Source organism: Mycobacterium neumannii, assembly GCF_002245615.1.
Classification (GTDB): domain Bacteria; phylum Actinomycetota; class Actinomycetes; order Mycobacteriales; family Mycobacteriaceae; genus Mycobacterium; species Mycobacterium neumannii_A.
In genome coordinates, this window is the sequence record NZ_NKCO01000002.1 from 151280 (window position 1) to 178059 (window position 26780).

Consider the following 26780-nt stretch of genomic DNA (forward strand, 5'->3'; position numbering starts at 1 on the left):
GATGACGGACGCCAAGTTGCCACCCGAATTCGCCGACCTGGAACAGTTTTCGGACTGGTGCCTGGGCTCCGAAGCCGAACGCTATGCCAAGCGGCTGTCCTCGACAATGACCGAGATGCAGGCCTTCTACGACGCGATCACCGCGCGCGCCGAGGAGGCCATCGCCTACTGCGACAAGTTCTCGTTGGACGACCTGCCCGAGGACGTGCTCAACCTGATGCATCTGCTGTACTCGATGATTCAGGTCTCCTTTCCGGTCGAGTGCTGGAAGCAACCGAAGGTCCCCGATTCGGGTGCCACGACGCTCGACTGCGTTTCCGAACCGGTTCCGTGACGGGTCACGAGCGAATCGTCCTGCGCGCCGCGCGCTGGGCCGACGTCGAGGCCGGTGAGGTGCGCTCGCCGGCCGTGGTGATCGTCGAGGACAACCGCATCGCCGCGGTCAATCCACCGGAATCTCAAGTCGATTCGGCGACCGAGATCGACCTCGGTGACGTGACGCTGCTGCCGGGACTGATGGACATGGAGCTCAACCTCCTCATCGGAGGCCCCGGCGGTCCCGAGGGCTTGCCCAGCCCGATGCACGGTGTGCAGGACGATCCCGTTTATCGCACGCTGCGCGGGGCGGTCAACGCCCGCAAGACGCTGGAGGCCGGCTTCACCAGCGTGCGCAACCTCGGCCTCATGGTCAAGACGGGCGGCTACCTGCTCGACGTCGCGTTGCAGCGGGCGATAGACCAGGGTTGGCACGTCGGCCCCCGGATCTACCCCGCCGGGCACGCGGTCACCCCGTACGGCGGCCATCTCGATCCGACGGTGTTCCAGCGGCTGGCTCCGGGGATCATGCCATTGTCGGTGGCCGAGGGCATCGCCAACGGCGTCGACGACGTGCGCGCGTGCGTGCGCTACCAGGTCCGCCACGGCGCCAAGCTGATCAAGGTGTCGGCCTCCGGCGGGGTGATGTCGCACAGCACCGCTCCCGGCGCGCAGCAGTACTCCGACGCGGAACTCGCCGCCATCGCCGACGAGGCACACCGTGCCGGCGTCCGCGTCGCCGCACATGCGATAGGGGACAGCGCGATCCGTGCGTGCATCAAGGCAGGCATCGATTGCATCGAGCACGGATTCCTCGCCAGCGACGACACGATCCGACTGATGGCCGACACCGGCACCTTCCTCGTCTCGACCACCTACTTGACCCAGGCGATGGCCATCGACCGCATCGCGCCCGAGCTGCGCAAGAAGGCCGAGGAGGTGTTCCCCCGGGCACAGGCCATGCTGCCCAAGGCCATTGCGGCCGGTGTGCGCATCGCCTGCGGCACCGATGCCCCGGCGATCCCGCACGGACAGAACGCCAAGGAACTGTGTGCGCTCGTCGAACGGGGCATGACGCCGATGCAGGCGATCCGCGCCGCCACCGTGACCAGCGCCGAGCTGATCGAGGCCGACGACGAGCTGGGCCGCTTGGCGCCCGGCTACCTCGCCGACATCATCGCGGTGCCCGGGAATCTGACCGACATCGCCGCCACCCTGGATGTGTGCTTCGTGATGAAGGACGGTCACGTCTACAAGCACGAAGGGGGTGACGGCGGTGGCTAGGGAGACAAACCCAGAGCTGGGCATGGAACTCGGCGACAACACCCTGTGGCATCTGAAGCAGGCCTGGTACTTCGCGCTGACCGCCGTCAACGACGCGGTCGGCCAGCACGGCGTCAGCACCGCCCAGATCGGTGTGCTGCGTCAACTGGCCAATGAGCCCGGACTGTCCGGAGCCGAACTCGCGCGCCGACTGCTGATCACCCCGCAGGGGGTGCAACTGGCCGTCAAGTCTCTTGAGCAGCGGGGGCTGGTCGAACGTAAACCCGATCCGCAACACGCGCGAATCCTGAAGGCGTACCTGACCTCTGAGGGACGCAAGGTCGCGGGCGCGGTCGTCAGCGATGCCATCGCCGCCCACGAAGCCGTCTTCGGCGTCCTCACCGAAGAAGAGCAGCAGACGCTGCGTGACCTGCTGGCCCGGGTGGTCGTGAAGGGTACCGGGCACACGATGGCCGATGACCACATCGGCGACTGATCGACTCAGCCGTTGCCGAAACCGATGTGGCTGTGAATCAACGGAAGATCCGAGATCGTCGCGAATCCAGCGGGCGCGGCGACGATCGCCGGCACCGCGTTGAGCACCTGCATCGCCGTCGCCACATTCGCCGACTGCACGTGCTCGGCCATGCTCGCATCGCGGCTGAAGCTGGCGAGCGAGAAGAAGTGGGTGCGCATCGAGGGATCACCCTCGATGGTCAGCGTCCAACCGTGTTGTGGCTTCGGCCAATGCGTGGGGTACTCGTTGCCGACCGTCCACAGCGTCTCGATCTCGACCAACGTCTCACCGTCGCGTCGGCCCGACCAGGTCCACCGTTGGCCCGCCGTCGTTCCCGCGGCCAGGACGCGATCGAAGATCTGATGGTCGGACGTGGCCGCGACGGCGTCGACCGAGGCGGTCACCTCGTCGATGCCCGCGTGGAGCGCATCGGCGATGAGCCAGACCTGCTCGCTGAAGATCGCGCTGTTGAACGCGAGGAAGTCGGTGCCCGTGGGGCTGATGGTCTCGACGGGTTCTCCGAAGCACATGTTGTCGAACGTGATCGCCGTGCTGTCGTAGACCGACCAGTCGGCGCGCTCCTGCAGGGTGATCCTGTCGATGGTGCGGCTCATCCCCGACAACGCCAACGGCAGCACGCCGGACAGGTTGCCCGGATTCAGGCCGCTTCCGTGCACGGTGCTGTTGCCGGTCTTGCACGCGTCGAGCAACCGATCGCGGTCCGCAGGCCGGGTGCGACGCGGGTGGAACAGGAATGCGGTCGTGGCCACGTTCTTGCCGCTGGCCAGGATCGCGCACACCTCGTCGACATCGGTGTTTCGGGGCGCGTACAGCACGCAATCGGCATCGAGGGCGAGTATCCGGTCCACGTCGGTGGTGGCGGCGACGCCGATCGGGTCGCGGCCGGCCAGCGTGCCGACGTCGACACCGTCCTTGTCCGCGGAATACACACGCGCCCCGACCAGATCGAACGCCGACCGGTTGTCCAGCACCGCGGTGATCATCTCGACGCCCACGGCGCCGGTGCCCCATGCGATGACGCGATGCCGTTGCATCCGGTCACGCTACGTCACCCGCACACGGGGCCGCATCAAGTGCTTGAGATCAATCGCAAGTACTTGATACTGTGGTGACGATGTCCGACGCCGAGTTCGCCCCACTGCGCATCAAACGTGTGGTGCACGAAACCAGCGACGCCGTGTCGCTGGTTCTCGATGTTCCGGCGGACTGCTCCGATCGCTTCGTCTACAAGGCGGGTCAGTTCCTGACGCTGCAGGTCAGGGTGGACGGAGACGACCACCGGCGCTGCTACTCGATGTCGTCGTGCCCGCATAACGGCAACGACCTGCAGATCACCGTCAAGCGCGACCCGGGTGGGCTGGTCTCGAACTGGCTCAACGACACCGCGCAGGTCGGCGTCGAGATCCACGCTTCGCCACCCGACGGTCGATTCCTGCTCGGCGACACCGAGCGCGACATCGTCGCATTCGCCGGCGGCAGCGGTATCACCCCGATCTTTTCGCTGATCGGCTCGGCGTTGGTGAGCACCCGCAGGCGCGTCAGGCTGTTCTACGCCAACAGAAGCCGCGATTCGGTGATCTTCGGCGAGCCACTCACAGCGCTGGCCGCCGCCAACACCGAGCGCCTGTCGGTGACCAACCACTTCGACGACGAAGCCGGCGTCGTGCAGGCCGCGGCGGTCGAGGCATTCGCATCGGCGAGCGGTGACGTCGACTACTACATCTGCGGTCCTGGGCCGTTCATGGACACCGTGGAGAACACGGTGTTGGGCATGGGCGTGCCGCGCGAGCGGCTTCACCTCGAACGGTTCACGGTGGCACCGGTTTCCGACGAGGTCGCCGCCACCTCGGAGCAGACCGAGGAGGTGGTCATCGAACTCGATCGCAAGACCACCACCGCGCCCTACCGGTCGGGTAACACGCTGCTGCAGACCGCGCGCATGGCGGGGTTGCGTGCGCCCTCGTCATGTGAGACGGGTTCATGCGGAACGTGTATGGCGCGGATCGTGTCCGGAAGCGCCCGCATGCTGAACAACGATGCGCTCGATGACGACGAAGTGGCCGAAGGTTGGGTGCTGACATGCCAGTCGCTGCCGACGAGCCGAACGGTCCACATGATCTATGAGTAGAAGACGAGGTCGACTGATGGGACGGACGCGATGACCCGGGTCGCGGTGGTGACCGGGGGCGCCTCGGGCATGGGGGAGGCGACGTGCCACGAGCTCGGCCGTCGTGGGCACAAGGTGGCCGTACTCGACGTCAACGGTGAAGCGGCCCAACGGGTCGCCGAGAAACTGCGGGCGGACGGCGTGACGGCTCTGGGGGTGGCCGCCGACGTGAGCGATCGTTCGGCGGTCGAGGAGGCCTTCGCGAAAGTGCGGAGCGAGCTGGGGCCGGTGCACATCCTGGTCACCAGCGCCGGTGCCGTGGACTGGGCGCCTTTCACCGACATCACGCCCCAGGCGTGGCAGCGGCTCATCGACGTCAACCTCACCGGAACGTTCCACTGCTGTCAGGTGGCCGTGCCCGACATGCTCGACGCGGGCTGGGGTCGCATCGTGATGATCTCGTCGTCCAGTGCGCAGCGCGGCTCTCCCCGGATGGCGCACTATGCCGCGTCCAAGGGCGCACTGCTCTCGCTGACCAAATCGCTTGCGCGCGAGTACGGCCCGGCCGGGATCACGGTCAACAATATCCCGCCGTCGGCCATCGAGACACCGATGCAGCATGCCGGTCAGCAGTCCGGACACCTGCCGTCGAACGAGCAGATGGCCGCGACGGTCCCGCTCGGCCACCTCGGCACCGGCGACGACATCGCCGCGGCCGTGGGCTTCCTGTGCTCTGAGGAGGCCGGTTTCATCACCGGTCAGATTCTCGGCGTCAACGGCGGGTCGGTGCTGTGATGGCCGCCCCGCTTTCCGCATACCAAACACGACACGGAGGTTTCCATGGCTAAGTGGCCCAAGCCGGCCGAGGGCAGCTGGACTGAGCATTATCCGCAGCTGGGGACCGGACCGATCTCGTTCCGCGACTCGATCTCGCCGGAGTTCTACGAGCTCGAACGCGAAGCGGTCTTCAAACGCGCCTGGCTCAACGTCGCGCGTGTCGAGGAGCTGCCGCACGTCGGAAGCTACCTGACCAAGGAGATCGACGCCGCCAAGACGTCGGTGATCGTGGTACGGGGCAAGGATCAGCAGATCCGCGCCTTCTACAACATATGCCGTCACCGCGGAAACAAGTTGGTGTGGAACGACTTTCCCCACGAAGAGGTCAAGGGCACCTGTCGACAGTTCACCTGCAAGTATCACGGGTGGCGCTATGACCTCAAGGGCGATCTGACCTTCGTGCAGCAGGAGGGCGAGTTCTTCGGCCTGGACCACCAGCGGCACGGGTTGAAGCCGGTGCAGTGCGATGTCTGGAACGGGTTCATCTTCATCAACTTCGATCCCGAACCGCGGTGGACGCTGCGCGAGTTCCTCGGCCCGATGATCACCGCGCTCGACGACTATCCGTTCGAATTGATGACCGAGCGTTACGAATTCGAGGCGCGCAACAACAGCAACTGGAAGATCTTCGCCGACGCGTTCCAGGAGTACTACCACGTGCCCTCGCTGCACTCGCAGCAGGTGCCCAGCGCGGTGCGCCAGCCGAACGCGACGTTCGAATGCGGTCATTTCCAGATCGACGGACCACACCGCCTGGTGTCGACGGCGGGCACCCGGCGCTGGCTGCTCGACCCGGAGTACATGTATCCGGTCGAACGGGTCACGCGCTCTGGGCTTGTCGGGCCGTGGCGCACCCCCGAGACGCATCAGTCGGCCGGCCTGAACCCCGGTGGCATCGAACCCTGGGGTATCACCAATTTCCAGATCTTCCCGAATCTGGAGATTCTCATCTATCACGGCTGGTATCTGCTGTACCGGTACTGGCCGACGTCGCACAACACCCATAAGTTCGAGGCGTACAACGCATTCCATCCCGCCCGCACCGTGCGCGAGCGCATCGAACACGAGGTCGCTTCGGTGGTGCTCAAGGAGTTCGCGCTGCAGGACGCCGGAATGCTCGGCGGCACCCAGGCGGCGCTGGAGTACGGCCTGGGGGAGCCGATCGTCGACGACTATCCGCTCAGCGATCAGGAGATCCTGGTGCGCCACCTGCACCACGAGGCCGTCAAGTGGGTCGAGGAGTACAAGGCCGAACGCTCACCGGTGGGGGTGTGACCATGACGCGTCTGCCCAGTGCGTTCGCGGAGTTCGAATCGTTCGCCGAGACGTGGTGCCTGCCAACCGAAGCCGAGAGGTGGGCCACCCGGATGGCCACCCCGATGTCGCAGATCCGGGAGTTCTACGACGCGTTCACGCCGCGCTTCGAGGAAGCGATCGACTACTGCGACAAGTTCCCGCTCGACGACCTGCCCGAAGACGTGCTGAACCTGCTGCATCTCATCTACTCGATGATCATGGTGTCGATGGCCGTCGAGGTGTTCGGTACCCAGAAACCCGCCGACTCCGCCGACGCGGTGATGAACCGCGTGAGCGCGCCGGTGCCATGACGAAGGAGACACCATGAGCCTGCTCACCATCAACAAGCTGACCGCATCGGTCGGCGCGGAGGTGACCGACGTCGACTCCGACGCGCTGGCCCACGACGACGCGCTGGGCGCCACGATTCTGGATGCGTTGGAGGACAACGGTGTACTGGTGTTCCCCGGGCTCGGGCTGACGCCGGAGGCTCAGGTGGCGTTCTGCCGGCGCCTCGGCGAGATCGACCACTCGTCGGACGGCCACCATCCGGTCGCCGGCATCTACCCCGTGACGCTCGACAAGTCGAAGAACGCCTCGGCGGACTATCTGCGGGCCACGTTCGACTGGCACATCGACGGATGCACGCCCACCAACGACGAGTGCCCGCAGAAGGCCACCGTGCTCTCCGCCAAGCAGGTCGCCGAGACCGGCGGCGAGACCGAGTTCGCGAACTCGTACGCCGCCTACGAGGCGTTCACCGACGAAGAGAAGGAGCGTTTCGGGGCGTTGCGGGTGGTGCATTCCCTCGAGGCCTCCCAACGCCGGGTCACGCCGGACCCGTCGCCCGAGCTGGTGGCCAAGTGGCGGTCGCGACCCACCCATGAGCACCCGTTGGTGTGGACTCACCGCAGCGGTCGCAAGTCGCTGGTGCTGGGTGCGTCGGCGGATTACGTCGTCGGTATGGACGTCGACGAGGGTCGGGCGCTTCTCGCCGAACTCCTCGACCGCGCCACGCAGCCGCAGCTGGTGTACAGCCACCGCTGGTCCGTCGGCGACACGGTGATCTGGGACAACAACGGGGTTCTGCACCGCGCCGCGCCGTACGACCCGAACTCGCCCCGCGAGATGCTGCGCACCACGGTGCTGGGTGACGAGCCCATCCAGTGAATGGCGTCGGGGCATAGCCGCTGGCGCCCCGGACTCGCACGCCCGCGCGTTGACGCAGGGCGTGCCGCTATGGAAATCTGATACCCAGATATGAGAATCACGTTCTCGTACGTTGAGATCGTCGAAATGGAGGGCGCATGACCGAGGACCTCACCACGGTCGACTTCTTCCGGGACGGGCGCCTGACGGATGACCCGTACCCGTTCTACGAGGCGCTGCGCAACAAGTGCCCGGTCGCCCGTGAGGACCACTACGGCGTGACGATGGTGACCGGCTGGCAAGAGGCCGTGGACGTCTACAACGACGCCGAGACGTTCTCGTCGTGCATCTCCGTGACCGGTCCGTTCCCGGGCTTTCCCGTTCCGCTCGAAGGGGACGACGTCACCGACCTGATCGTCGAACACCGCGACGAAATCCCGTTCAGCGACCAGCTGCCCACGCTCGACCCGCCGACGCACACCAACCACCGCGCCCTGCTGATGCGGCTGATCACGCCGAAGCGCCTCAAGGAGAACGAGGACGCGATGTGGCAGCTCGCCGACGACATCCTCGACGATTTCCTCGCATCCGGCGAGGGCGAATTCATCAGCGGTTTCGCCGCTCCGTTCACCCTGCGGGTGATCGCCGATCTGCTCGGGGTGCCCGACGAGGACCGGCCCGAGTTGCTCGAGCGGTTGGCCCGCGGCACGCACGGCGGCGGGCTGGGCAACGCCGACAAGACCCTGACGAAGACACCGCTGGAGTACCTCTACGAGGTGTTCGCCGAGTACATCGAAGACCGTCGTCGCGAACCGCGCGACGACGTGCTGACGGGTTTGGCGACCGCGACGTTCCCCGACGGCACGGTGCCGGAGGTGGCCGACGTGGTCCGCGTCGCCACCAACGTGTTCTCCGCCGGCCAGGAGACGACGGTGCGGCTGCTCTCGACCGCGCTGAAGGTGCTCGGCGACCGGCCCGACATTCAGCGCAAGCTGCGCGACGATCGCAGCCTGCTGCCGAACTTCATCGAGGAGTGCCTGCGCATCGAGAGTCCGGTCAAGGGTGACTTCCGGTTGTCGCGGGTGCCGACGACGGTGGGCGACCAGGCCCTCGGCGCCGGATGCACCGTAATGGTGATCAACGGTGCGGCCAACCGCGATCCGCGCCGCTTCGAGGATCCGGACAGCTTCGATCCGGAGCGCAAGAACGCCCGCCAGCACCTGGCGTTCGGCCGCGGCATCCACAGCTGTCCGGGCGCGCCGCTGGCCCGGGCCGAGACCCGGGTCGGGCTCGAGCGACTGTTGGACCGCACCACCGACATTCGGATCAGCGAAGCCCATCACGGACCCGCGGGGGAGCGTCGCTACAACTACATCCCGACCTACATCCTGCGTGGGCTGACCGAACTTCATCTGGAGTTCGACGTGGTCTCGGGTGATGCCGAATGAAGGTCACCGTCGACGAGGATCGCTGCGCAGGACACGGCATGTGCCTGACGCTGTGCCCCGAGGTGTTCGAGCTCAACGACGACGGTTGGGCGGTCGCGAACCCGGAAGAGGTTCCCGCCGAACTGGAATCCGCGGCACGCGAAGCGATCGACAACTGCCCGGAACGCGCAATCCGCGAGATCGACTGACAAGCGACGTCGGCGCGGTGCCGGCATCCAACACGAAGGAGCTCGAATGGCGAAGGCGTACATCCTCATCACCGAGGACGTCAAGGACCCCGACGGTATGGCGGAGTACGGCAAGGTGGCCAGCCAGACGATGGCCAGCGCGACGCTGCTGGCGTTCGACCAGAAGGCCGAGGTGATCGAGGGCAACTGGCACGGCACGCAGACCGTGCTGCTCGAGTTCGAGTCCGAGGAAGCGGCCAAGGCGTGGTACTACTCCGACGAGTACCAAGCCGCCGCGAAGCTGCGTCAGGCCGCCGCCGACTGCAACGGCGTCATCCTGCACGGGCTGGGCTGATATCGCTGTCGCCCAAACCGACGTTTCGGCGGGAAAATTCGAGCAAAAGCCGCCAAAACGTCGGTCTCGGCGCAACTTCAAACGGAAACCAGCGGGCCGGCCGGTGTCGTCGTGGTGGCGTGGACCAGTAACTCGGCCAGTTCGCGCGGTCGGCTCAGGAACGGCGAGTGCGAGGCGTTGATGGTCAACTGTTCGACGCCGAGGCGACGGGTCACCGTGTCGGCCAGCCAGCGCGGCATCGACCGGTCCTGCAGACAACGAATGAAGCTGCGGGGGAGATCGGCCTCCCAGAACCGCGGCACGGATACCGGCGTCACCGTCGTGTCGCCGAAGCGTTCGGGACCGAGGCGCTCGAACGCCCAGCGCGCGGTGGCCTCGTCGCAATCGTGGTAAAAGTACCGCCACGCGCCTTCGAAGTCGGCGAACCACATCGCGCCGTCGTCGTCGAACTTCAGGTAGCCCAACATCTCTCCGACGTCGGCGTCGAAATCCTCGCCTAGTTCGTCGCCGTCGTCGCGCATCGCCATCGCTTCGGGATAGGTGCGACCCTCTCGCGGCAGGGCCGCGGCGAGGTAGGTGATGTGGCCGACCAATTCGGGCGCAGCGTCGGCCGCCAGCGTTGCGTCGAAGCCGCCGCCCGAGTGTCCGACGAGAACGCTGTCAGCCGAACCTGCTGCCCGCAACGATTCCACGATCGCGTCGCGCCGGTTGGCCAGTGTCGACTCCTCGTCGACGCGTGCACCGTGTCCCGGGAGGTCCACCGCGACCGCGTCGTGGCCCATCGCCGTCAGCTCGTCGATCACGCGCTCCCAGCACCAGGCGGCGTGAAAGCCCCCGTGTACGAAGACGAATCGCATCAACTCAGGGCGCGCACCGGAACGTGCGACCAGCCCGCGACGTTCTGCATCGCCACCCGACGGCAGTCATCCCACAGCACTTCATATCGGGGGATCAGGTCGAGCAGCCGCTCGAGTGCGATCGCCGTCTCCATCCGGGCCAACGCCGCACCAAGGCAGCTGTGAATGCCGTAGCCGAAGCCCAGGTTCTGCGCCTCGGTGCGGTTGCGGTCGATGTCGAAAGTGTCGGCGTCGGTGAATGCCTCGGGATCGCGGTGTGCCGAGGCCTGCAGGAGGAACACCGGCTTGCCCTCGGGGATCGTCACGCCGTGCAGTTCCACATCGCGCATCGAGCGCCGCACGTTGTAGTGCACCGGCGGCTCGTAGCGCAGCAGTTCCTCGACTGCGGCCGGAATCTTGCTGCGGTCATCGAGAAGCTTCTGCCACTGGTCGGGGTGACGGGCGAACGTGACCGCCGCGTTGCCGACCAGCTTGGTGACGGTCTCCGCGCCAGCACCACCGAGAAGGGTTGCGAATCCGGCGATCTCGAAGTCGTCGAGTGATTCCTTCTCACCATCCTCGCGGGTGATCTCGGCGGCCACCAGGCGGCTGAACATGTCGTCCGTCGGGTTAGCGCGCCGCTCCTGGATCAGTTGGAAGTACAGCCCCATGGCTTCGCCGATGGCCTGCATACCCTCTTCGGACATGTCGACCTGGCCGGGCTCGCGATGCAGCGACGCGTCGACCCATTCGCGGACCTGCTGCCGGTGTTCCTCTGGCACGCCCAGCATCTGGGTGATGACTTCGACCGGGAAGAATGCGGAGAAGTCGCTGACGACGTCGAAGTGGGAGGGATCGGCCTTGGCGATGTACCTGTCGATGGTCTCGGTCACCATCGGCCGCATCGCCTCGATCGCCCGGGGGGTGAACACCTTATTCACCAGGCTGCGCATGTGGCGATGTTCGGGCGGATCCATCAGGATGATCATCTTGGCCGGCATCGGCTCGTCAGAGCGAATGGTCGCCAGATCCAGACCGTATGCCGACGAGTAGGTGGCGAAGTCCTTGTAAGCCGCGGATATGTCTTCATGCCGCGACAAGGCGTAGAAGTCGAGTTCCTCGTTGTAGTAGACCGGTGCTTCTTCGCGCAGGCGCCGGTAGATCTCCCACGGTCCGTCGAAGTACTCCTGCGAGAACGGGTCGAAGACGATTTTCGACGTGGTCATGCGTCTTCGATCGAGATCGCCTGGCGCGGGCACTGTCGCACCGCTTCCCTGACTTGCTCCTCGTTCTCGGGCGTCACTTCTTCCTGAAGCACGTGTAGGTAGTCCTCCTCGTCGAGATCGAACACCTCCGGGATGATGCCCATGCACACTCCGTTGCTCTCACAGAGCCCGAAGTCGACGATGATCTTTTGAGTCACTTCAACACCTTCACCGGGACGTGGTGGTATCCGGCCACATTCTGCATGTGCACGCGTTCGAGGCCGTCGAAGTTCACCTCGTAACGCGGCATGAAATCGAGCAGGTGCTCGAGCGCGATCGTGGTTTCCAGGCGGGCCAGCGCAGCGCCAAGGCAGCTGTGAATGCCGTAGCCCAGTCCGAGGTTCGGCGACTGTGTGCGATCCCGGGTGATGTCGAACGTCTCGGCGTTGTCGAATGCGCGGGAATCGCGGTTGGCCGCCGCCTTCATCAGGAACACGGGCTTGTGCGCGGGAATGGTGCCGCTGGGCACCTCGGCTTCCTTCAGCGTGTAGCGCACGTTGTACTGCACCGGCCCGACGTAGCGCAGCAATTCTTCGACTGCGGCCGGCACCAGGCTGCGGTCGTCGAGCAGCATCTGCCACTGTTCGGGATGGCGGGCGAACTCGACCACCGCGCTGCCGACGAGCTTGGTGACCGTCTCCGCGCCGGCGCCACCGAGAAGTGCTAGGAATCCGGTGATCTCGAGATCGTCGAGCTGACGCATCTCACCGTTCTCACCGGGAATCTCCGCGCGGATGAGCCGGCCGATCATGTCGTCCAGTGGGTTCTGCCGCCGCTCCTGAACGAGGCCGTAGTAGTACATGCCCGAGTCAATGTTGGCCTGCATGTTCTCTTCGGACAGCTCGAGCTGGCCGGGCTTGCGTTGGAGGCTGATGTCGATCCAGCGCCGGACCTGTTGACGAAACTCCTCAGGCACCCCCGCCATCCGGGTGATCACTTCCACCGGGAACGGACCCGAGAAATCCTGCACCACATCGAAGTTGTCGGGATCGACGTTCGAGAGGTACTGCTCGACGAGTTCGGTGATGTTCTCGCGCTGCGATTGGATGGCCCGGGGGGTGAAAGCCTTGTTGAGCAGGCTGCGCATGTGCCGGTGCTCGGGCGGGTCCATGAAGATGATCGACTTGTGCGGGCCCTCCTCCGAGCGCACCATCGCCAGGTCGCAACCACGAGATGAGGAGAACGACTCGTGGTCCTTGAGTGCTGCGGCCACGTCGGCGTGCCGCGTCAGCGCGTAGAAGTCCTGCTCCTCGTCGTAGTAGAGGGGCGCTTCGTCGCGCATCCGTTGGTAGATCTCGTACGGGTTGTCGAAGAACTCCTGCGACACCGGGTCGAACACGAGTTTGGGCTTGGTCATGGTCTCCTCTTTCGCGGCGGGCTGTCGACCGCTTCCGTTACGCGAGGCCGCAATAATGTAACGCCTCTAGTATGCCTCACCGGATGCCTCCTGGTAAGGGGAATCGCCGCTGTTTATGGCCAGGATCCCGGCGTCGATGACCTCGTCGAGCAGGCCAAGGTCACTGCCCAGTTCGCCCGCCGTCCGGCGAACCACCGCGACGTCCTTGCCGATGAACTCGCCGACATCGGTGACGAACCCCTGAACCGAGCCGCGCGCGGCGATGAACTCGCCGACCCGGCTGGTCCCGCTGCCGTGGGTGAGCGAGGTGAGCAGCTCGGCCTCCTGGACGCCGAGTCGGGCGCCGAGGTCGACGGCGGTGCGCAGCAGACCGATCTGGGCGGCGAACAGGCTGTTGTTGACGAGCTTGACGGCCTGGCCCGCGCCGATCTCGCCGACGTGCAGGATCGGGTCGCCGTAGCTGGCCAGCACCGGTCGGACCTTGTCGACCGCAGCGTGCGCGCCGCCGACGAACAGGGTCACCTCGCCGGCCGCGATGTTGTGCGGGCCGCCGCTGACCGGCGCGTCGACGACGTCGATGTCAGTGAACTCGGCCGCCAGCTTTCGCGTGGTGGCCGGGTTGCCCGTCGTGTGGATGATCAGCGCACTGCCCGGTCGCATGGCCGCGGCCAGGCCGTCGTCCAGGCACACCTGGCCGACCTGCTCGTCGGTGAACACGCAGATGACCACGGCGTCGGCCCCGTCGGCGACGTCGGCCGCGCGGGTCACGGGCTGCGCGCCGATATCGCGCAGCGCGGCGCATTTCTCGTCGGTCCTACCGAGTGCGCGGACCTCGTGACCGGCTTCGATAAGGCGGCGCACCATCGGCGCGCCCATGCGCCCCGCCCCGACGAAGCCGACCCGCGTCACCGCGGGTGGTCCATGTTCTGCAGTGCCGTGTCGGCCACGGTGAACACCGATCCCTCCGGTGCCGATGCCGTGGCCGCGATGCTGGCCGCGTGCCGAACGTCCTTCTGCAGCAACGCGCCTGCGATGGGCGCCAGTGCCTCGACCGTGCCGCCGAACATCGCGATGCTGCCCAACGCCTTGCTGGTTGCCGATCCACCGTTGAGCACCTCGGCAAGGCGCACGCGCGGAATACCCAGGGACTCACCGAGATCGAGAGTGCTCAGCGCGCTACCGAGGTTGGCGGTGAACAGCAGGTTGTTCAGGATCTTGGTGACCTGTCCACTGCCCAGCGGGCCGAGATGCACGATCGGGTCGGCATAGGTCGCGAACACCGGGCGGCAGCGTTCGACGACGTCCTCCTCGCCGCCGACCATCACCAGCAGCTTGCCCTCTTCGACGGCGGGCCCACCGCCGCTCACCGGCGCATCGATGACCGAAACACCCTGTTTGGCAGCGACTTCGGCGATCTCCCTACAGGTGTCGGGATGTACGGTGCTGTGGATGGCAATGGTTGCGCCGGAGGCCAGGCCGGCGAGCACACCGGTCTCACCGTTGAGCACTTCGCGCACGTCGTCGTCGCCGACCACACATAAGCAGACCAGATCGCTGGCCGCGGCCAACTCCGCAGGCGTGCTCGCGGTCTTGGCTGCCGTGCCGGCATACGGTTCGAGGCTGGCCGCCCGACGCGCCCACAGCGTCGTCTCGAACCCGCCCTCGACGATCTTGCGGGCCATGGGGCCGCCCTGGCTGCCCAGTCCGATGAATCCGACGCGCATCAATCCGCCTCCACTTTCTGCTCGACCTTGTCCTCGGCGCCTTTTCGGGCCGCGACGCATTCCTCGACGAATGACAGGACCCTGTCGTGGTAGTCCGCGGCCGCGTAGGACAGCGAAATGTTGTGACCTGCGCCGACCTGTTCGTTGAGGACGAAGCGGGGCGCGGCGTTGAACACCGCGGCGATGTCGGCCAGCGACTCGGGGTCGGTGCGCCACACCCGCTCGTGTTCGGCGACGGTGAACTGCACGGGCACCTCGACCCGCGCAGCCATCGCCGGAAAGTCCCGCCGCGGCCAGTTTTTCGTCATGTCCGCCTCGTACGGCGCGCCCGTCGACGAGTTCGTGATACCCGAGAGCACCTCGGGCGGATACAGGTCGGCGGGTTCCCACAGCAGGTCGCGAAGCCCCACCGGCCGCCGGGTGGCCGTCGTCGTCTTCAGGATCTCGGCCGCGGAGTCCGCATACCGCAACCCGGTGCCGGCCAGGCCGAGTCCGAGCACCCCCGCCTGTGCGGCACGCTCGTCGGCGGCCATGCGCACCGCCAGTTCACAGCCCGCCGAGTGGCCGAGCAGGAACAGGCCTTCGCCGCGCGGGTTCTGGCCCAACACCTTGTCGACGGCACCATAGGCGAGCGCGACCCGCTGGTCGGGTTCGTGCATCGCCTCGGGATAGGGCGCCGAGCTGCCGTAGCCGGGACGGTCCAACGCCACCACCGTGATTCCTCGGGCCGGACCGGCGCGCAGCAGCGACAGCTGAGGATGGCCGGGACAGTCGAAATACGCTGCGGTGCTGGCACCTCCGTGGAGGGTGACGATGACGGCGGTCGGGTTCTCGCCCTGTGCGACCAGGCCCGACATGGGAACGCCGTCGACGAGGACGACGCGGGGGCGCGGGCTCACCCGTCGGTCCGCATCAGGATCGCCCCGCTCGGCGTGAGCCCGCCGCTGCTGACCACCGCGACCCTGGCGTCCTTCACCTGGCGCTCGCCCGCGTCGCCGCGAAGCTGGGTGACCGCTTCGTGGATCAGACCCATTCCGTGTGTCCGGCCGTGCGACAGCTGACCGCCGTGGGTGTTCAACGGAATCACCCCGTCGCGAGCGATGGCCTTGCCGCCGTCGAGGAAGTCCTTGGCCTCGCCGATACCGCAGAAACCGAGAGCCTCCAGCCACGACAGGCAGTTGAACGAGAAGCCGTCGTACAGCTCGGCGACATCGACATCCTTGGGCCGCAACGAGGTTCGAGTCCACAGATGGGCGGCCTGACCGAGCACCTGAGGTTCGTGGGTCAGCGTGCCCTGGTCCCAGTCGGTGCGTTCGACGATCTGCGTACCGACCGCTTCGAACAACACCGGCGTGTGTGGCATGTCTTCTGCGGTTTCGACGGCCGAGACGATGACCGCGACGGCGCCGTCACAGGGAACATCGCAGTCGTACAACCCGAACGGGGTCGTGATCATCCGCGCGTTGAGGTAGTCGTCCATCGTCATGGGCTCGCGGTATATGGCGGTCGGGTTCAGCCCCGCGTTCGCGCGCTGGTTGAGCGCGATCCAACCGAGCGTCTCGCGCGTGGTCCCGTAGCGCTCGAAGTGGCGCTGGGCGTTGAGCGCCAGCGTGTGCGCGGCCGACATCGCACCAAACGGCATCTGCCAGCTCGAGGTTCGAGCGCCACCCGGCGGTGACGCCTTGCCCTCCTTCATCAACTGCTGGAACGTCGCCTCCCACAATGTGCGGAAGCACAGCACGTGCCGGGCCATACCCGTGGCCACCGCCATCATCGCCGCGATGACCGAGCCGCCGGGTCCGAAGGTATCCATGCCGCCGTTGATCCACACCGGGCGTAGACCGAGAGCGCCCTCGAGCGCGGCGACGCCGCCTTCGCCCATGCCCGCGATGTCCAACCCGGGATAGGTCGACAGGCCGTCGATGTCGTCGAACGTCAGACCCGCGTCGGCGACGGCGGCCTCGCACGCTTCGATCGTCAGCGACAGCGGCGGCACCATCAATCGCCGACCGAGCCGCGACGCGCCGATTCCGGTGATCGCCGAATGCTCTTCGAACCGTTGGCGAGTCAGCGGCTGGCTCACGTGACGAGCGAAGTCCTGTGGTGCGATCTCGTCCTCGGCAACCGGGCCACTCTGTTCGTCGGTGCCGGGTGTGAAGACGGGCAGCCAGACAGCTCCGGCCCCATCACCGAGCTGTTGGAACGTCACCTCGACGACTTGACCGAGTTTCAGGTCGTCGGGGTCGCAGTCGACGATGTTGGTGGTCAGTCGAACTCGCGGATCCTCGACGATCGCCACCTGGGCCACCACGTAGGGCGGCGGCAGGTCCGGGAAGCCGAACCGGTGGTTGACGGTGAACGCCGACAGCGTGGCCTTGCCGGAGACGTCGCGAACGCCCATGTTGTGGCTCCGGCAGTACCGGCACACGGGTTGCGGCGGATGGATCAGCGCCGTGCAGTCACGACACTCCTGGATGCGCAGGACACCGTCGGCGCCGGCGGTCCAGAAAAACTCGTTGAGTACCGTCAGCTCGGGTAGTGGTCTTGTCACCGCACGAATCCCGAGATCGCCTCGTTGTCATCGGTTTTGGGTTCGGGCTCGGGCACCTCGTGCGCCTCCTGATGCACCGCGGTGTCGCCGGAGGGCCGGTGTTCGCCCATGTAGATGATCGCGTGCACCGGACAGTCCAATAGTGCGCGCATCACCGCGTCCCTGTCCTCCTCCGGTACCGTGCCGTCACCGATGAGGGAGGCGTAACCCCAGTCGTCTAGGGAGAAGTATCCCGGGGCGTGCTTAGCGCATATCCCGAAGCCGTCGCACAGCGTCCGGTCGAGCCGAATTCGCAAGCCCTCACTCATGATTGAGCCACCGCCTCCACTTCGTAAGGCCGCACGGCGGCGAACGCGTCGGTCCGACAGGCCGTGCAGTCGTCCGCGAGATGTCGAGCCACCACTTGCGGGAACTGTCGCAGCAGGCTCGCGGCGACGTTGGTGGCGCCGTCGAGAGTCCCACAGGCGCCACGGCCGCGAAGTACCACCGACCAACGCTCCAAGCGGGTGACGTCGTCCTGGGTTGCTACGCCGTCGCGCAGCGCCGACGTGACGGCGGCCATCGCGGCGGTGCCGTTGAAGCAGGATCCGCACTGGCCGGCGTTTTCGCGGTCGAAGTACGACATCACCGCGGCCGCGACGGCGACGGGGCAGTCGTCGGTGAGGATCGAGATGGCCCCGCATCCCAGACCACTGCCGAGGCGGCGAACCGACTCGTGGTCGAGCGTCGCGTCGAGGATGTCGGTGTTCACCAGGCCGGCGAAGTAGCCGCCCATCAAGACGCCGGTGACCGCGTCGTTGGTGACCCCGTGCAGGTGTAGCAGATCGGCGAACGATGCGCCGTGCGGGATTTCGTACAGCGCGGCGGGTCGCCCGCCGCCGGTGATGGTCGCGAGAAACGTCCCGGGTGACATCGGCGTGCCGACCGACCGGAACTTCTCGGCGCCGTGCTCGTGGATATAGGGCAGGTTGGCCAGCGTCTCGATATTGCTGACCATGGTGGGGACGCCGGCCACGCCTTCTTCGAAGGGCCGTGGCGGTTTGTCGGTCGGCTTGGCGGGTCCGCCGTTGATGCGCCGGACCGCGGCGGTCTCTTCTCCGGCCACGTATCCGGGTTCGACTGTGACCACGGCGATCTCGGTCGCGCCGAACGTTTCCGGTGGCACTTCGCTGAGCGCGGCGGTGACGGCGTTGGCGGCGGGGGAGTCGGAGACGTAGACGTACGCCCGGCGGGCGCCTGCGACGGCCGTCGCGAGGCGCAGACCGTCGAGCACGAGATGAGGCCGGTTGCGCAGGAGCCAGCGGTCTTTGACCGACGCGGGTTCACCTTCTTCGCCGTTGGCCACGACGACGGTCTCCGACCCGCGCTGGTGGGCGTTGTGCACCGCGCGCAATTTGGTGCCGATCGGGAATGCGGCGCCGCCGCGGCCCAGCAGCCCCGACAGGTCGACCTGCGTCAGCAGCGCATCGGCATCGATCAGCGGCCGGTATCCGCCCGCCCGGGTGTACTCGGCGTAGTCCTCCGTGCCCGCCTCCGACGGGCGCAACAGCCGCGGCGCGCAATCCGGCCAGGCGGCGACGGCGAGATCGGTGGCAGTAGAGGTCATGGCTGGTCCTTCCGGCCCGCGGATAGGCTGACGGACATGAGGACTGCGGTCGTGCGCGTCGGTGTCGACACGGCGGGCGAACTCGGCCCGGCCCAACTCGACGACGGCCTTGCTCGGCTGAGGGAATCGGCGGCTGCGCACGGTATCGAGGTGGTGGCCAACGATCTGGCCGGGTTGCCGCCGAAACGCCGTGAGGTCGAGTTGTTGATCGCCGGCGACGACCAGGACGAACTCCGTCGGCTCGCGGTCGACCTGTGCGACAAGGCATTCGGCACCACACCGGCGCCCGGCGTGGTGACGTTCATCAGCCGCGGCACCGACGACGATGCCCACGGTGTCCTTGCCGGGCTCGGGCTCTCCGGGGAGATCGAACGGGTACCCGGCGACGAAGGCTGGGACGTCATACATGTGACGTTGCGCAGAGCCGACCTCGAACGCGTTCCGGAGAGCCGGGTGCACACCGCGCTGGAGGCCTCACTCAACTGCGAGGTCCACATCCGTACGACGTAGGGCGTCGGTGCGAGCGCACAGTCTCGAACACGAAGCGCCGTAGCGGGCGTACGACGATATGCGTCGCCTACTGACGTGTGGGCAAACGCGGTTGCCGGAGATCCGCTCATCAACTGTCCAGGAACTTCAGAATTGCCGGCGCCGCCTGCACCCACGTGTCGAAAAGGCAGAAGTCCTTTCCGCCGCTGGCCGCGAACTTCTCACCGGCACGCTCCCAGGCATCCTCGGGCCAGGGCGGGTCGATCAGCGTTGAACCCTTGATCAGGCAGCTGACCTCCAGCGACGTGCGCTTCGGATGATCCCAGTCGTTCTCACCACCGCGGATGATCAATGTCGGCACCGCGATGTTGTCGAACATCTCGTCTTCGACACCGGGAATCGTCTGACCGGGCTTGGGCACGAAGGCGTTGAGCCAACGCAACATCACCTTCAGAAACTCGTCGACGTCGAGGGCTCTGAACCGCTCCTCGTTGCGAGGATTCTCGGCGATGCGCTCCTTCCACTCGGCGACGTGCAGCAGGCCGTCGATGCCGGCACCGCGGGCGGCCAGGATGCTCGGCACCACGTAGTGTCCGCCCAGTACGAAGGACCCGTATACGCCGCCGACGATGTTCCACACCACCAGCTTTCGGACGATTTCGGGGTAAAGCATCGTCGTCAGCATCGAGTCCCGCGCACCGCCGGAACCGCCCGCGATGACGCACTGCTCGATGCCGAGTCCGGTGATCAGCGCGTGCAGCGTTTCGGCGCGCATGTGCGATTCGCTCTTACCGTAGAACTGCACGTCCGACTTGCCACAGTTCGGCCGATCCCACAGCAGCACGCGGTAACCGCCCGACGCCAGCGCCTCCGCCAGTGGTCGTAGGCCGGGAATGTCCTTGCTGAATCGGCCGCCCGGCGTCAGCGCGATGAAATCACCCTCCGTGCCGAGGATTTCGTAGACGACGTGGCCGCCGTTGATCTCGACGGTCTCTTCGCCCGGTTTGAGGGTGGGGCCCGCGGCCTCCGTGGTGGTCATGCTGAGCCTCCGCGAACGTGCGCAAACTGCTGATTTTTCGCGGCGTGTCGTGTGCAAACACGCACGCTCACGCCAACAAGGGAACCTGTGATCATGCCTGGACCAACACCTCGTTGCCGACCACCCGTACGGGGTAGGTCCGGATGCTCCACTCCGGCTTGACCGCCGTGGTGCCGGTCGCCAGTTCGAAACCCCACTGGTGCCACGGGCAGTAGATGTACTCCATATCGCGGACCATCACCGCATCGCCGGGCACGCTGTCGTCGACGACGGTGCGGCCGCGGGCGCGGCCCGAACACAGCGGACCACCCTCGTGCGGGCAGTAGTTGGCGATCGCGTAGAACGTGCCGTTGACGTTGTACACACCGACGCCGTGGCGTCCGATCGGCACCAGTTTGTGCTTGCCCGGCGGGATCTCGTCGACCGTGGCGACGACGTGCTCACGCCCCTGGGCCAGCCGGGGCGTCTTCTCCTGTTCGCTCAATTCAGAACACCCGCACCTGGCCCTCGAGGGCCGGAACCGTGTCGGGAAGGTGATACGTCGCGATGCCGTTCTTGAACATCACGGCTTCCCGGGCGTGCTCGGGCAGGTGCTTGACCAGCCAGCGTGGGTCGTCGAACGTCCAGTGCGGGTAGTCCGACGAGTAGAGCAGGATCTTCTCGCACTCCATCCACTCGAACGCGCGCGACAGCTCCGTCTTGTCCTCGGGGTAGTCCAGCGGCTGGGTGGTGAACTTGATGTGGTCCTTGACGTATTCGGACGGTTTGCGCTTGATGTCCAACCACGACTTACGAGCCTCGTAGATGGCGTCCATCCGCCACATCAGCGGCAGAATCCAGGTGAAAGCGTGTTCCACCAACACGATTCGCAGCGTCGGGAACCGGTCGAAGAGCCCGTCGAAGACCATGCTCATCACCTGGTTCGCGGCCAGCAGCGAATAGGTGACCATGAAATCGTGGTTGTAGCTGGGGAATCCGACCGGCGGGATCGGCAGCTCCTCGTGATGGCTGCGCGACAGGTGGCAGCTGACCGTGATGTCGTTGCGGGTCGCGGCCTCCCAGATCGGGTTGTACTTGGGATCACCCCACGCCGGGCGGGGTTCGGCCTTGATCAGGATCTGGCCCATGTAGGGGTGGCCGGCCCAGCGCTCGATCTCGCGGGCCGAATCCTCGGGCGCCTCGATCGCCACGCAGATCGATCCGCGCCACCGCTCGTGCCAGTTGTTCTTGCTGTCGAGCCAGTGATTGGCCTGCCAGTCGTTGAGCGCGACGCTCATCGCGTGGTTGACCTCGGGGAAACGCGCCGGGTAGGCGGCGGGCTCCAAGATCGCGATGTCGGCGCCCGCCTCCATGATCAGCTGCTTGAACGCCAGTTCGGGGTCGCTGCCCGCGAAGTTGCCGTCCGAGGGGAAGGTGTCGACCCGCATCGCGTACGCGTGGGCGTAGTCGGGTGCGTCGTAGTAGATCTGGTCGCCGATCCGCCGCGTCAGGAAGTACTTGCTGCGCCACGGCTCCGGGATGTACGGCGTCAGCTCACCCGCCCTCGGCGTCGGGTGAACGTCGGAGTCGACGCAGCGCACCGCGACGCGCTCCGCTGCGGGCTTGCGCTCTGTCACTGTCACCGTCATCGTGGCTCCCTGCCTTTCAACTGCGTCTCACGCCCTATCACTGTGCGCCCACAGCGGCACCGACGTCTATGCCGTAGAGCTCGGCGGCATTGCGCCAGCACAGTTTGTCGCGCTGCTCGTCGGAGTACGCGGCGGGCACCGTCAGCTCGTTGAGCTGCCAGTGCGGATAGCTCGACCCGTACATCACCATGTCGTCCTTGCCGGTGAAGCTCAACCACTCACCGGCGTAGTCCACATCGCCGGGCCCGTCCATCGCGCCCTGCACGAAGTAGGTGTGGCCGGGCAGGTAGTCGCTGGGCATCCGCGGCGCCCACGGGGTCTGCTCCAGATGTGGGCGCCCGAAACAGTCCATCCGCCAGATGAACGGCGTCAACAGGTCCGCCGCCCCGTCGGCCCAGACGAATTTCAGCGTCGGCATTCTTTCGAATACCCCTTCGACGATGAGATTCATCAGGTGGTACAGGTAGTTCAGCGCCATGAAGCTGACGTAGTTCTCATACGTCCTGGGCACGCCGGACGGCGTCGGCGCGAACTGGACACCCGCCCCCACTTCGATGTGCACGGCGACCGGCAGGTTGGCCTCGTTGGCGGCCTCCCACAGCGGCCAGAACTGCGGCTTGCCGTACAACTCGCGGGACTGCAGGGGCACACCGATCTGCACGACCCGGGGATGGTCGGCGTATTTGGCGATCTCTCGCAGCGAACCGGTGATGTCGTCGGGGTTGACCCGGATGGTGCCGCGGAACTTCTCGGCGTACGGGTTGTCCTCGAGCCAGCGGCTGACCAGCATCTCGTTGTGCCCCGCCGCGATCGCGGTGCCCAGATGCCGGTCCGGCATGATGCCGCGGGTCATCGGATGCAGTATCGCGATGTCGACGCCGCGCTCGTCGAACAGCTGCCCGCCGACGAACTCGGGGTCCGAACCGGGGTAGCGGCGGTCGCCCTCGGTGCCCGGGGCGTATTCGCCGCCGGGAGCGCCGTACCAGTCCATCTCGTAGTCGGGGAATCCGCGGCTCTTGAAGGGCTCGCGAAGGAAGCTGCGGAAGTCCTTGTTCGACTTGCTGAAGATGTGCACGCTGGCATCGATGACTGGGGTCGTGAAACCAGACGCGGTCCCGTCCTGAATATGCATCACCAAGGCTGTCCTCCGATGTCATCCGGCCGTCGGCAGGCGCAGAAGAGCGCTGCGCGAGCGCCGAACACCTCCCAGTGTAAAGCGTTGTTCTTCAATCGCAAGAATCTAGTTCTCTACAAAACGCTTACTTTTGCGCAGGTCAGGGTGTCTGCTGGTCAACTGCATGACACACGTTATGCGAAACGTGGTAGTCACATCGTGAGAACGGTTACGCCGCGATTGGAGAATGTTATTCTCGCTGCGACGCGTTGCCCATCTTCGAGGCCCCGGGAGGCTTGGTGTTACTGGAGTTCGACGCCGATCAGCGGCTCTGGCAGGAGACCGTGCGCGACGCGGTGACCAAGCAGTGCCCGGCCTCGCTGATTCGCGGTATCGCCGAGAACGGGGTGGACCCGACGCCGCTGTGGAAGACCTACGTCGACGCCGGTTGGACCGAGTTGGCCGACCCGGAGAACGCGGTCGAACTCGCGATCGTGCTCGAGGAGCTGGGCCGGGCCACCGACCCCACGCCGTTTCTGGCGACGCTGACCCAGTTCGCGCCGTTGGCCGGCGACCGTTTCGATGCGCAACAGGCCGGCACGGCGGTGTACGACGGTGTGTCCGCCTACCGGGTAGCCGACGGGTGGGTACTCGACGGCACCGCTCACCACGTGCTCGACGGTGACCGTGCCGAGCGCTTCGCCGTCGTAACCGACGCCGGCGTCTTCGTCGTCGACGCCGATCAGGTCACGTCGAGGCGCAGTCCCATCTTCGACCCGGTGCTGCACGTGGCGGAGGTGTCGTTCGTCGACGTACGCGTGCCGGACACGGTGCGGGTGCCCGCGGACGCCGAACGGGCCCGCCACGTCGCGCTGACCGGTATGGCGATCTCCACTGTCGGCGCCTGCCAGCGCATCCTGGACCTGGTGCTCGAGCACGTCAAACAGCGCCAGCAGTTCGGGGTCGCAATCGGTTCTTTCCAAGCGGTGCAGCACAAAGCCGTCGACATGCACGTCGCCATCGAACGGGCCAGGGCGCTGGCCTATTTCGCCGCGCTGACCATCGCCGAGGACGATCCGCGCCGACGCCTGGCCGCCGCCATGGCCAAGGCGTCGGCGGGGGAGGCGCAGGCGTTGGTGTTCCGGCACGGCCTGCAACTGTTCGGCGCGATGGGATTCACGTGGGAGAACGACCTGCAATTCGCGCTGAAGCGGGCGAAAGCCGGTGAGCTGCTGCTCGGTGGCGCCGCCGAGCATCGCGCGGTGATCGCCGCGGAGTACAGGACCTTCTGATGCAGCTGACTTTCGATTCCGAGGTCGAACAGTTCCGCGCCGAGTTCGCCGCGTTCCTCGACGAGCATCTGCCGCCCGAGTCGCAGACCCTGGAGCGGCCGAAGTCGGTGTCGCACATGCCGCAATGGGCCCGCGACTGGCAGCGTCTGTTGTTCGACAACGGCTGGCTTCTTCCGGCGCAACCGCCCGAGTTCGGCGGCCGCAATGCCACCGTGGTGCAGCAGTTCGTCCACCTCGACGAGCTGTGCCGGCGGCGGATCTACCACAGCTTCAACCCCCAGGGCGTCAACATCGTTGCCGCGTCGCTGATCACGTTCGGCACCGAGGAGCAGAAGCACCGCTGGGCGGTGCCGGTGCTGAAGGCCGAGATGACCGCGTCACTGGGCATGAGTGAACCAAGCGCCGGGTCTGATCTGGCATCGCTGCGCACTCGCGCGGTCCTAGAAGGCGACCATTTCGTCGTCAACGGCCAGAAGGTCTGGACGTCGGGCGCCCACGACGCCGACTTCCTGTTGACGTTCGTGCGCACCGATCCCGACGCGCCCAAGCACAAGGGCATCAGCGCGTTGATCATCCCCACCGACACACCCGGCGTGGTGTGTCGTCCGTTCGCCGACATGACCGGTGAGGACAACCTCGACTTCAACGAGGTGTTCTTCACTGACGCGCGCGTACCCGCCGAAAACCTCGTCGGCCCGCTCAACGGCGGCTGGGGTGTCGCGAACGGCTCGCTCGGCCATGAGCGCACGATGATGTGGCTCGGCTTCGCCGACCGCATCGACAACATGATCGCCGACTTCCGGCCTCGTACCGAACTCGAACGCGACCAGTACGCCACGACGCTCATGGATTATCAGGCGTTGCGGGCCATGGGCTCGGCGGCGCTGGCGCGAGCCGCGCGCGGGGAGGCGGACACCGCCTCGGTGTCGGTGCTCAAACTGTTCGGTTCGGAAGCCGAACGTCAGGCCATGGAGAACGCGCTGGCCGCCGCAGGTGCCGACGGACTGATCCACCCGTCGACCTCGGGACCCTACGAGCACATGAACCTCGACCACTACTTCGCGAGCTGGTTCGAGCGCTATGCGCGCAGCTTCGGCGGCACCATCGCCGGTGGCACGTCGGAGATTCAGCGCAACATCATCGCCACGCAGGTGCTCGGGCTGCCGCGGCGCTGACATGGACGCCTGGATCGTCGACGCGGTACGCACCCCGAGGGGCCGTGGCCGAGCGGACGGCGCGCTACACGGGATCCACCCGCAGGAACTGTTCGCGCAATGTCTGCAGGCGCTCTGTGCCAGAACGGGTTTCGACCCAGCCGACGTCGACGATGTGATCGCGGGCAACGGGATCCTGGCCGGTGAGCACGGCGACGACATCGCTCGCCTTTCGGTGCTACTCGCCGGCTGGCCCGACACCGTCCCCGGCATGACGCTCAACCGGTTCTGCGGGTCGGGGCAACAGGCCATCACGGTCGCGGCGACCGGTGTCGCGAGCGGTGTGCAGGACCTGGTGATCGCCGGTGGTGTCGAGTCGATGTCGCGCTGGGCCGTCAGCGTCGGAGTGCCGACGATCGACGGTGACAACCCGGCGTTCCGTGAACGCCACCCGACGGTGCCGCAGGGCATTTCGGCGGATCTGATCGCCTCGCTGGAGAAGTTCAGCCGCGACGATGTCGACGGGTACGCCGTCGAAAGCCAGCGGCGCGCCGCAGAAGCGATCGCGGCGGGTCGCTTCGGCCGCTCGGTCGTCGCGGTGACCGACGCCGCCGGTGAGGTCGTTCTCGACCGCGACGAACATCCCCGGCCCGGTACGACACTGGAGAAGCTCGCCAAGTTGCCGCCGGCGTTCGCGCGGATGGGCGCGGCGCGTGTCGAAGGCGAGACCGCCACATTCGATGAAATCTGCCTCGACCGGTATCCGGAGTTGACCGCCGTCGACCATGTCCACCATGCGGGCAATAGCTCCGGTGTGGTCGACGGCGCGGCGGTGGCGGCGGTCGCGTCCCGACGATGGTTGGAGGTCAACGGCGTTGCTGCGCGGGCCAGGATCCGCTGCACCGCGGCGATCGGCAGCGAGCCGGTCATCATGCTCACTGCGCCCGGCCCGGCCGCGCAGCGGTGTCTGGACAAGGCCGGCATGCGGGTCGCCGACATCGACCTGTGGGAGATCAACGAGGCGTTCGCGGCGGTGCCGCTGAGGACCATCCGCGACCTCGAGTTGGATCCCGAACGGGTCAACGTCAACGGCGGGGCGATCGCGCTCGGCCACCCGATCGGGGCGACGGGCGCCATGCTGATCGGCACCGTGCTCGACGAACTCGAACGCCGCGACCTCAACACCGGACTGGTCACGATGTGCACCGGTGGCGGTATGGGCACCGCCACCATCATCGAGCGGGTCTGAC

Annotated in this window: 30 protein-coding genes; 15 read left to right on the top strand and 15 right to left on the bottom strand. The window is 66.4% G+C overall.

The window, feature by feature from the left end; all coding sequences use genetic code 11:
* Position 1 precedes the first annotated feature (1 nt).
* Genes CEX88_RS03385 through CEX88_RS03395 form a run of 3 tightly spaced genes read left to right on the top strand, consistent with a single transcriptional unit; the run spans position 2 to position 2074 of the window.
* Positions 2 to 334, top strand: a complete 333-nt coding sequence (locus tag CEX88_RS03385; protein ID WP_066808221.1) for a hypothetical protein — start codon at positions 2 to 4, stop codon at positions 332 to 334.
* Positions 331 to 1599, top strand: coding sequence for a metal-dependent hydrolase family protein (locus CEX88_RS03390; protein WP_238381934.1), 1269 nt, complete (start codon positions 331 to 333; stop codon positions 1597 to 1599). Before CEX88_RS03385 ends, CEX88_RS03390 begins: the two co-directional genes overlap by 4 nt.
* Positions 1600 to 1621: 22 nt before the next feature.
* Positions 1622 to 2074: a MarR family winged helix-turn-helix transcriptional regulator gene (locus CEX88_RS03395; RefSeq protein ID WP_066845347.1), complete on the top strand. Its 453-nt coding sequence runs from the start codon at positions 1622 to 1624 to the stop codon at positions 2072 to 2074.
* Between the two features lie 5 nt (positions 2075 to 2079).
* On the opposite strand, the gene CEX88_RS03400 is transcribed toward CEX88_RS03395, so the two are convergent.
* On the bottom strand, positions 2080 to 3150 hold the full coding sequence (locus CEX88_RS03400) for an NAD(P)H-dependent amine dehydrogenase family protein (RefSeq protein ID WP_094292411.1): 1071 nt from the start codon (positions 3148 to 3150) through the stop codon (positions 2080 to 2082).
* Between the two features lie 80 nt (positions 3151 to 3230).
* On the opposite strand from CEX88_RS03400, the gene CEX88_RS03405 reads away from it, so the two are divergent.
* The 8 genes from CEX88_RS03405 to CEX88_RS03440 all read left to right on the top strand — a co-directional run bounded on the left by CEX88_RS03405 (position 3231) and on the right by CEX88_RS03440 (position 9475).
* A complete protein-coding gene (locus CEX88_RS03405; protein WP_094292553.1) occupies positions 3231 to 4244 on the top strand; it encodes a ferredoxin--NADP reductase in 1014 nt (337 codons plus the stop codon).
* A gap of 30 nt (positions 4245 to 4274) precedes the next feature.
* Complete coding sequence (locus CEX88_RS03410; RefSeq protein WP_066845353.1) at positions 4275 to 5018, top strand: SDR family NAD(P)-dependent oxidoreductase; 744 nt, start codon at positions 4275 to 4277, stop codon at positions 5016 to 5018.
* 45 nt (positions 5019 to 5063) lie between these two features.
* Positions 5064 to 6335 (top strand): aromatic ring-hydroxylating oxygenase subunit alpha, encoded by a 1272-nt coding sequence (locus CEX88_RS03415; RefSeq protein ID WP_094292412.1) that lies wholly within the window; start codon positions 5064 to 5066, stop codon positions 6333 to 6335.
* Between the two features lie 2 nt (positions 6336 to 6337).
* Positions 6338 to 6667 carry a hypothetical protein gene (locus tag CEX88_RS03420; RefSeq protein ID WP_066845356.1) on the top strand — a complete coding sequence of 110 codons (330 nt, stop codon included), beginning with the start codon at positions 6338 to 6340 and terminating at the stop codon, positions 6665 to 6667.
* A gap of 13 nt (positions 6668 to 6680) precedes the next feature.
* Positions 6681 to 7526, top strand: a complete 846-nt coding sequence (locus CEX88_RS03425) for a TauD/TfdA dioxygenase family protein (RefSeq protein WP_064397085.1) — start codon at positions 6681 to 6683, stop codon at positions 7524 to 7526.
* A gap of 137 nt (positions 7527 to 7663) precedes the next feature.
* Complete coding sequence (locus CEX88_RS03430; protein ID WP_066845358.1) at positions 7664 to 8953, top strand: cytochrome P450; 1290 nt, start codon at positions 7664 to 7666, stop codon at positions 8951 to 8953.
* Positions 8950 to 9141, top strand: coding sequence for a ferredoxin (locus CEX88_RS03435; RefSeq protein ID WP_064397080.1), 192 nt, complete (start codon positions 8950 to 8952; stop codon positions 9139 to 9141). The genes CEX88_RS03430 and CEX88_RS03435 overlap by 4 nt, the downstream gene beginning before the upstream one ends.
* Before the next feature lie 46 nt (positions 9142 to 9187).
* On the top strand, positions 9188 to 9475 hold the full coding sequence (locus tag CEX88_RS03440; protein WP_068200963.1) for a DUF1330 domain-containing protein: 288 nt from the start codon (positions 9188 to 9190) through the stop codon (positions 9473 to 9475).
* A 77-nt stretch (positions 9476 to 9552) separates the two neighbouring features.
* Here the strand turns inward: CEX88_RS03440 and CEX88_RS03445 are convergent, their stop codons facing one another.
* From CEX88_RS03445 to CEX88_RS03490, 10 genes are all read right to left on the bottom strand, one after another.
* Positions 9553 to 10332, bottom strand: coding sequence for an alpha/beta fold hydrolase (locus CEX88_RS03445; RefSeq protein WP_094292413.1), 780 nt, complete (start codon positions 10330 to 10332; stop codon positions 9553 to 9555).
* On the bottom strand, positions 10332 to 11537 hold the full coding sequence (locus CEX88_RS03450) for a cytochrome P450 (RefSeq protein ID WP_094292414.1): 1206 nt from the start codon (positions 11535 to 11537) through the stop codon (positions 10332 to 10334). The genes CEX88_RS03445 and CEX88_RS03450 overlap by 1 nt, the downstream gene beginning before the upstream one ends.
* Entirely contained in the window at positions 11534 to 11734 is a 201-nt protein-coding gene (locus tag CEX88_RS03455) for a ferredoxin (protein WP_064397072.1), read from the bottom strand. Before CEX88_RS03455 ends, CEX88_RS03450 begins: the two co-directional genes overlap by 4 nt.
* Positions 11731 to 12933 (bottom strand): cytochrome P450, encoded by a 1203-nt coding sequence (locus CEX88_RS03460; protein ID WP_066845367.1) that lies wholly within the window; start codon positions 12931 to 12933, stop codon positions 11731 to 11733. Before CEX88_RS03460 ends, CEX88_RS03455 begins: the two co-directional genes overlap by 4 nt.
* A 66-nt stretch (positions 12934 to 12999) precedes the next feature.
* Entirely contained in the window at positions 13000 to 13842 is an 843-nt protein-coding gene (locus CEX88_RS03465; RefSeq protein WP_066845369.1) for an NAD(P)-dependent oxidoreductase, read from the bottom strand.
* Positions 13839 to 14657: an NAD(P)-dependent oxidoreductase gene (locus tag CEX88_RS03470; protein ID WP_066845371.1), complete on the bottom strand. Its 819-nt coding sequence runs from the start codon at positions 14655 to 14657 to the stop codon at positions 13839 to 13841. The genes CEX88_RS03465 and CEX88_RS03470 overlap by 4 nt, the downstream gene beginning before the upstream one ends.
* The gene (locus CEX88_RS03475; protein ID WP_094292554.1) at positions 14657 to 15514 is read right to left on the bottom strand and encodes an alpha/beta hydrolase; all 858 of its coding nucleotides are present in this window, start codon (positions 15512 to 15514) and stop codon (positions 14657 to 14659) included. The genes CEX88_RS03470 and CEX88_RS03475 overlap by 1 nt, the downstream gene beginning before the upstream one ends.
* Positions 15515 to 15552: 38 nt before the next feature.
* Positions 15553 to 17208, bottom strand: a complete 1656-nt coding sequence (locus CEX88_RS03480; protein WP_094292415.1) for a thiolase C-terminal domain-containing protein — start codon at positions 17206 to 17208, stop codon at positions 15553 to 15555.
* Positions 17205 to 17504: a ferredoxin gene (locus CEX88_RS03485; protein ID WP_231987792.1), complete on the bottom strand. Its 300-nt coding sequence runs from the start codon at positions 17502 to 17504 to the stop codon at positions 17205 to 17207. Before CEX88_RS03485 ends, CEX88_RS03480 begins: the two co-directional genes overlap by 4 nt.
* Positions 17505 to 17512: 8 nt before the next feature.
* On the bottom strand, positions 17513 to 18814 hold the full coding sequence (locus CEX88_RS03490; RefSeq protein ID WP_066845386.1) for an NADH-ubiquinone oxidoreductase-F iron-sulfur binding region domain-containing protein: 1302 nt from the start codon (positions 18812 to 18814) through the stop codon (positions 17513 to 17515).
* 36 nt (positions 18815 to 18850) lie between these two features.
* Between CEX88_RS03490 and CEX88_RS03495 the strand changes: the two genes are divergently transcribed.
* Positions 18851 to 19324: a hypothetical protein gene (locus CEX88_RS03495; protein WP_066845389.1), complete on the top strand. Its 474-nt coding sequence runs from the start codon at positions 18851 to 18853 to the stop codon at positions 19322 to 19324.
* Between the two features lie 109 nt (positions 19325 to 19433).
* Here the strand turns inward: CEX88_RS03495 and CEX88_RS03500 are convergent, their stop codons facing one another.
* The 4 genes from CEX88_RS03500 to CEX88_RS03515 form a co-directional block, all read right to left on the bottom strand.
* Entirely contained in the window at positions 19434 to 20342 is a 909-nt protein-coding gene (locus tag CEX88_RS03500) for an alpha/beta fold hydrolase (RefSeq protein ID WP_094292416.1), read from the bottom strand.
* Between the two features lie 91 nt (positions 20343 to 20433).
* Positions 20434 to 20826 carry a Rieske (2Fe-2S) protein gene (locus tag CEX88_RS03505; RefSeq protein WP_066845395.1) on the bottom strand — a complete coding sequence of 131 codons (393 nt, stop codon included), beginning with the start codon at positions 20824 to 20826 and terminating at the stop codon, positions 20434 to 20436.
* 1 nt (position 20827) lies between these two features.
* A complete protein-coding gene (locus tag CEX88_RS03510; protein WP_064426250.1) occupies positions 20828 to 21970 on the bottom strand; it encodes an amidohydrolase family protein in 1143 nt (380 codons plus the stop codon).
* Positions 21971 to 22007: 37 nt separating this feature from the next.
* A complete protein-coding gene (locus tag CEX88_RS03515) occupies positions 22008 to 23102 on the bottom strand; it encodes an amidohydrolase family protein (protein ID WP_094292417.1) in 1095 nt (364 codons plus the stop codon).
* A gap of 281 nt (positions 23103 to 23383) precedes the next feature.
* On the opposite strand from CEX88_RS03515, the gene CEX88_RS03520 reads away from it, so the two are divergent.
* The 3 genes from CEX88_RS03520 to CEX88_RS03530 are packed head-to-tail and all read left to right on the top strand — an operon-like array spanning position 23384 to position 26779.
* Positions 23384 to 24376, top strand: a complete 993-nt coding sequence (locus CEX88_RS03520) for an acyl-CoA dehydrogenase family protein (RefSeq protein ID WP_066845460.1) — start codon at positions 23384 to 23386, stop codon at positions 24374 to 24376.
* Positions 24376 to 25551 (top strand): acyl-CoA dehydrogenase family protein, encoded by a 1176-nt coding sequence (locus tag CEX88_RS03525; RefSeq protein ID WP_094292418.1) that lies wholly within the window; start codon positions 24376 to 24378, stop codon positions 25549 to 25551. Before CEX88_RS03520 ends, CEX88_RS03525 begins: the two co-directional genes overlap by 1 nt.
* A gap of 1 nt (position 25552) precedes the next feature.
* A complete protein-coding gene (locus CEX88_RS03530; RefSeq protein WP_094292419.1) occupies positions 25553 to 26779 on the top strand; it encodes an acetyl-CoA C-acetyltransferase in 1227 nt (408 codons plus the stop codon).
* The last annotated feature ends 1 nt before the right edge of the window (position 26780 follow it).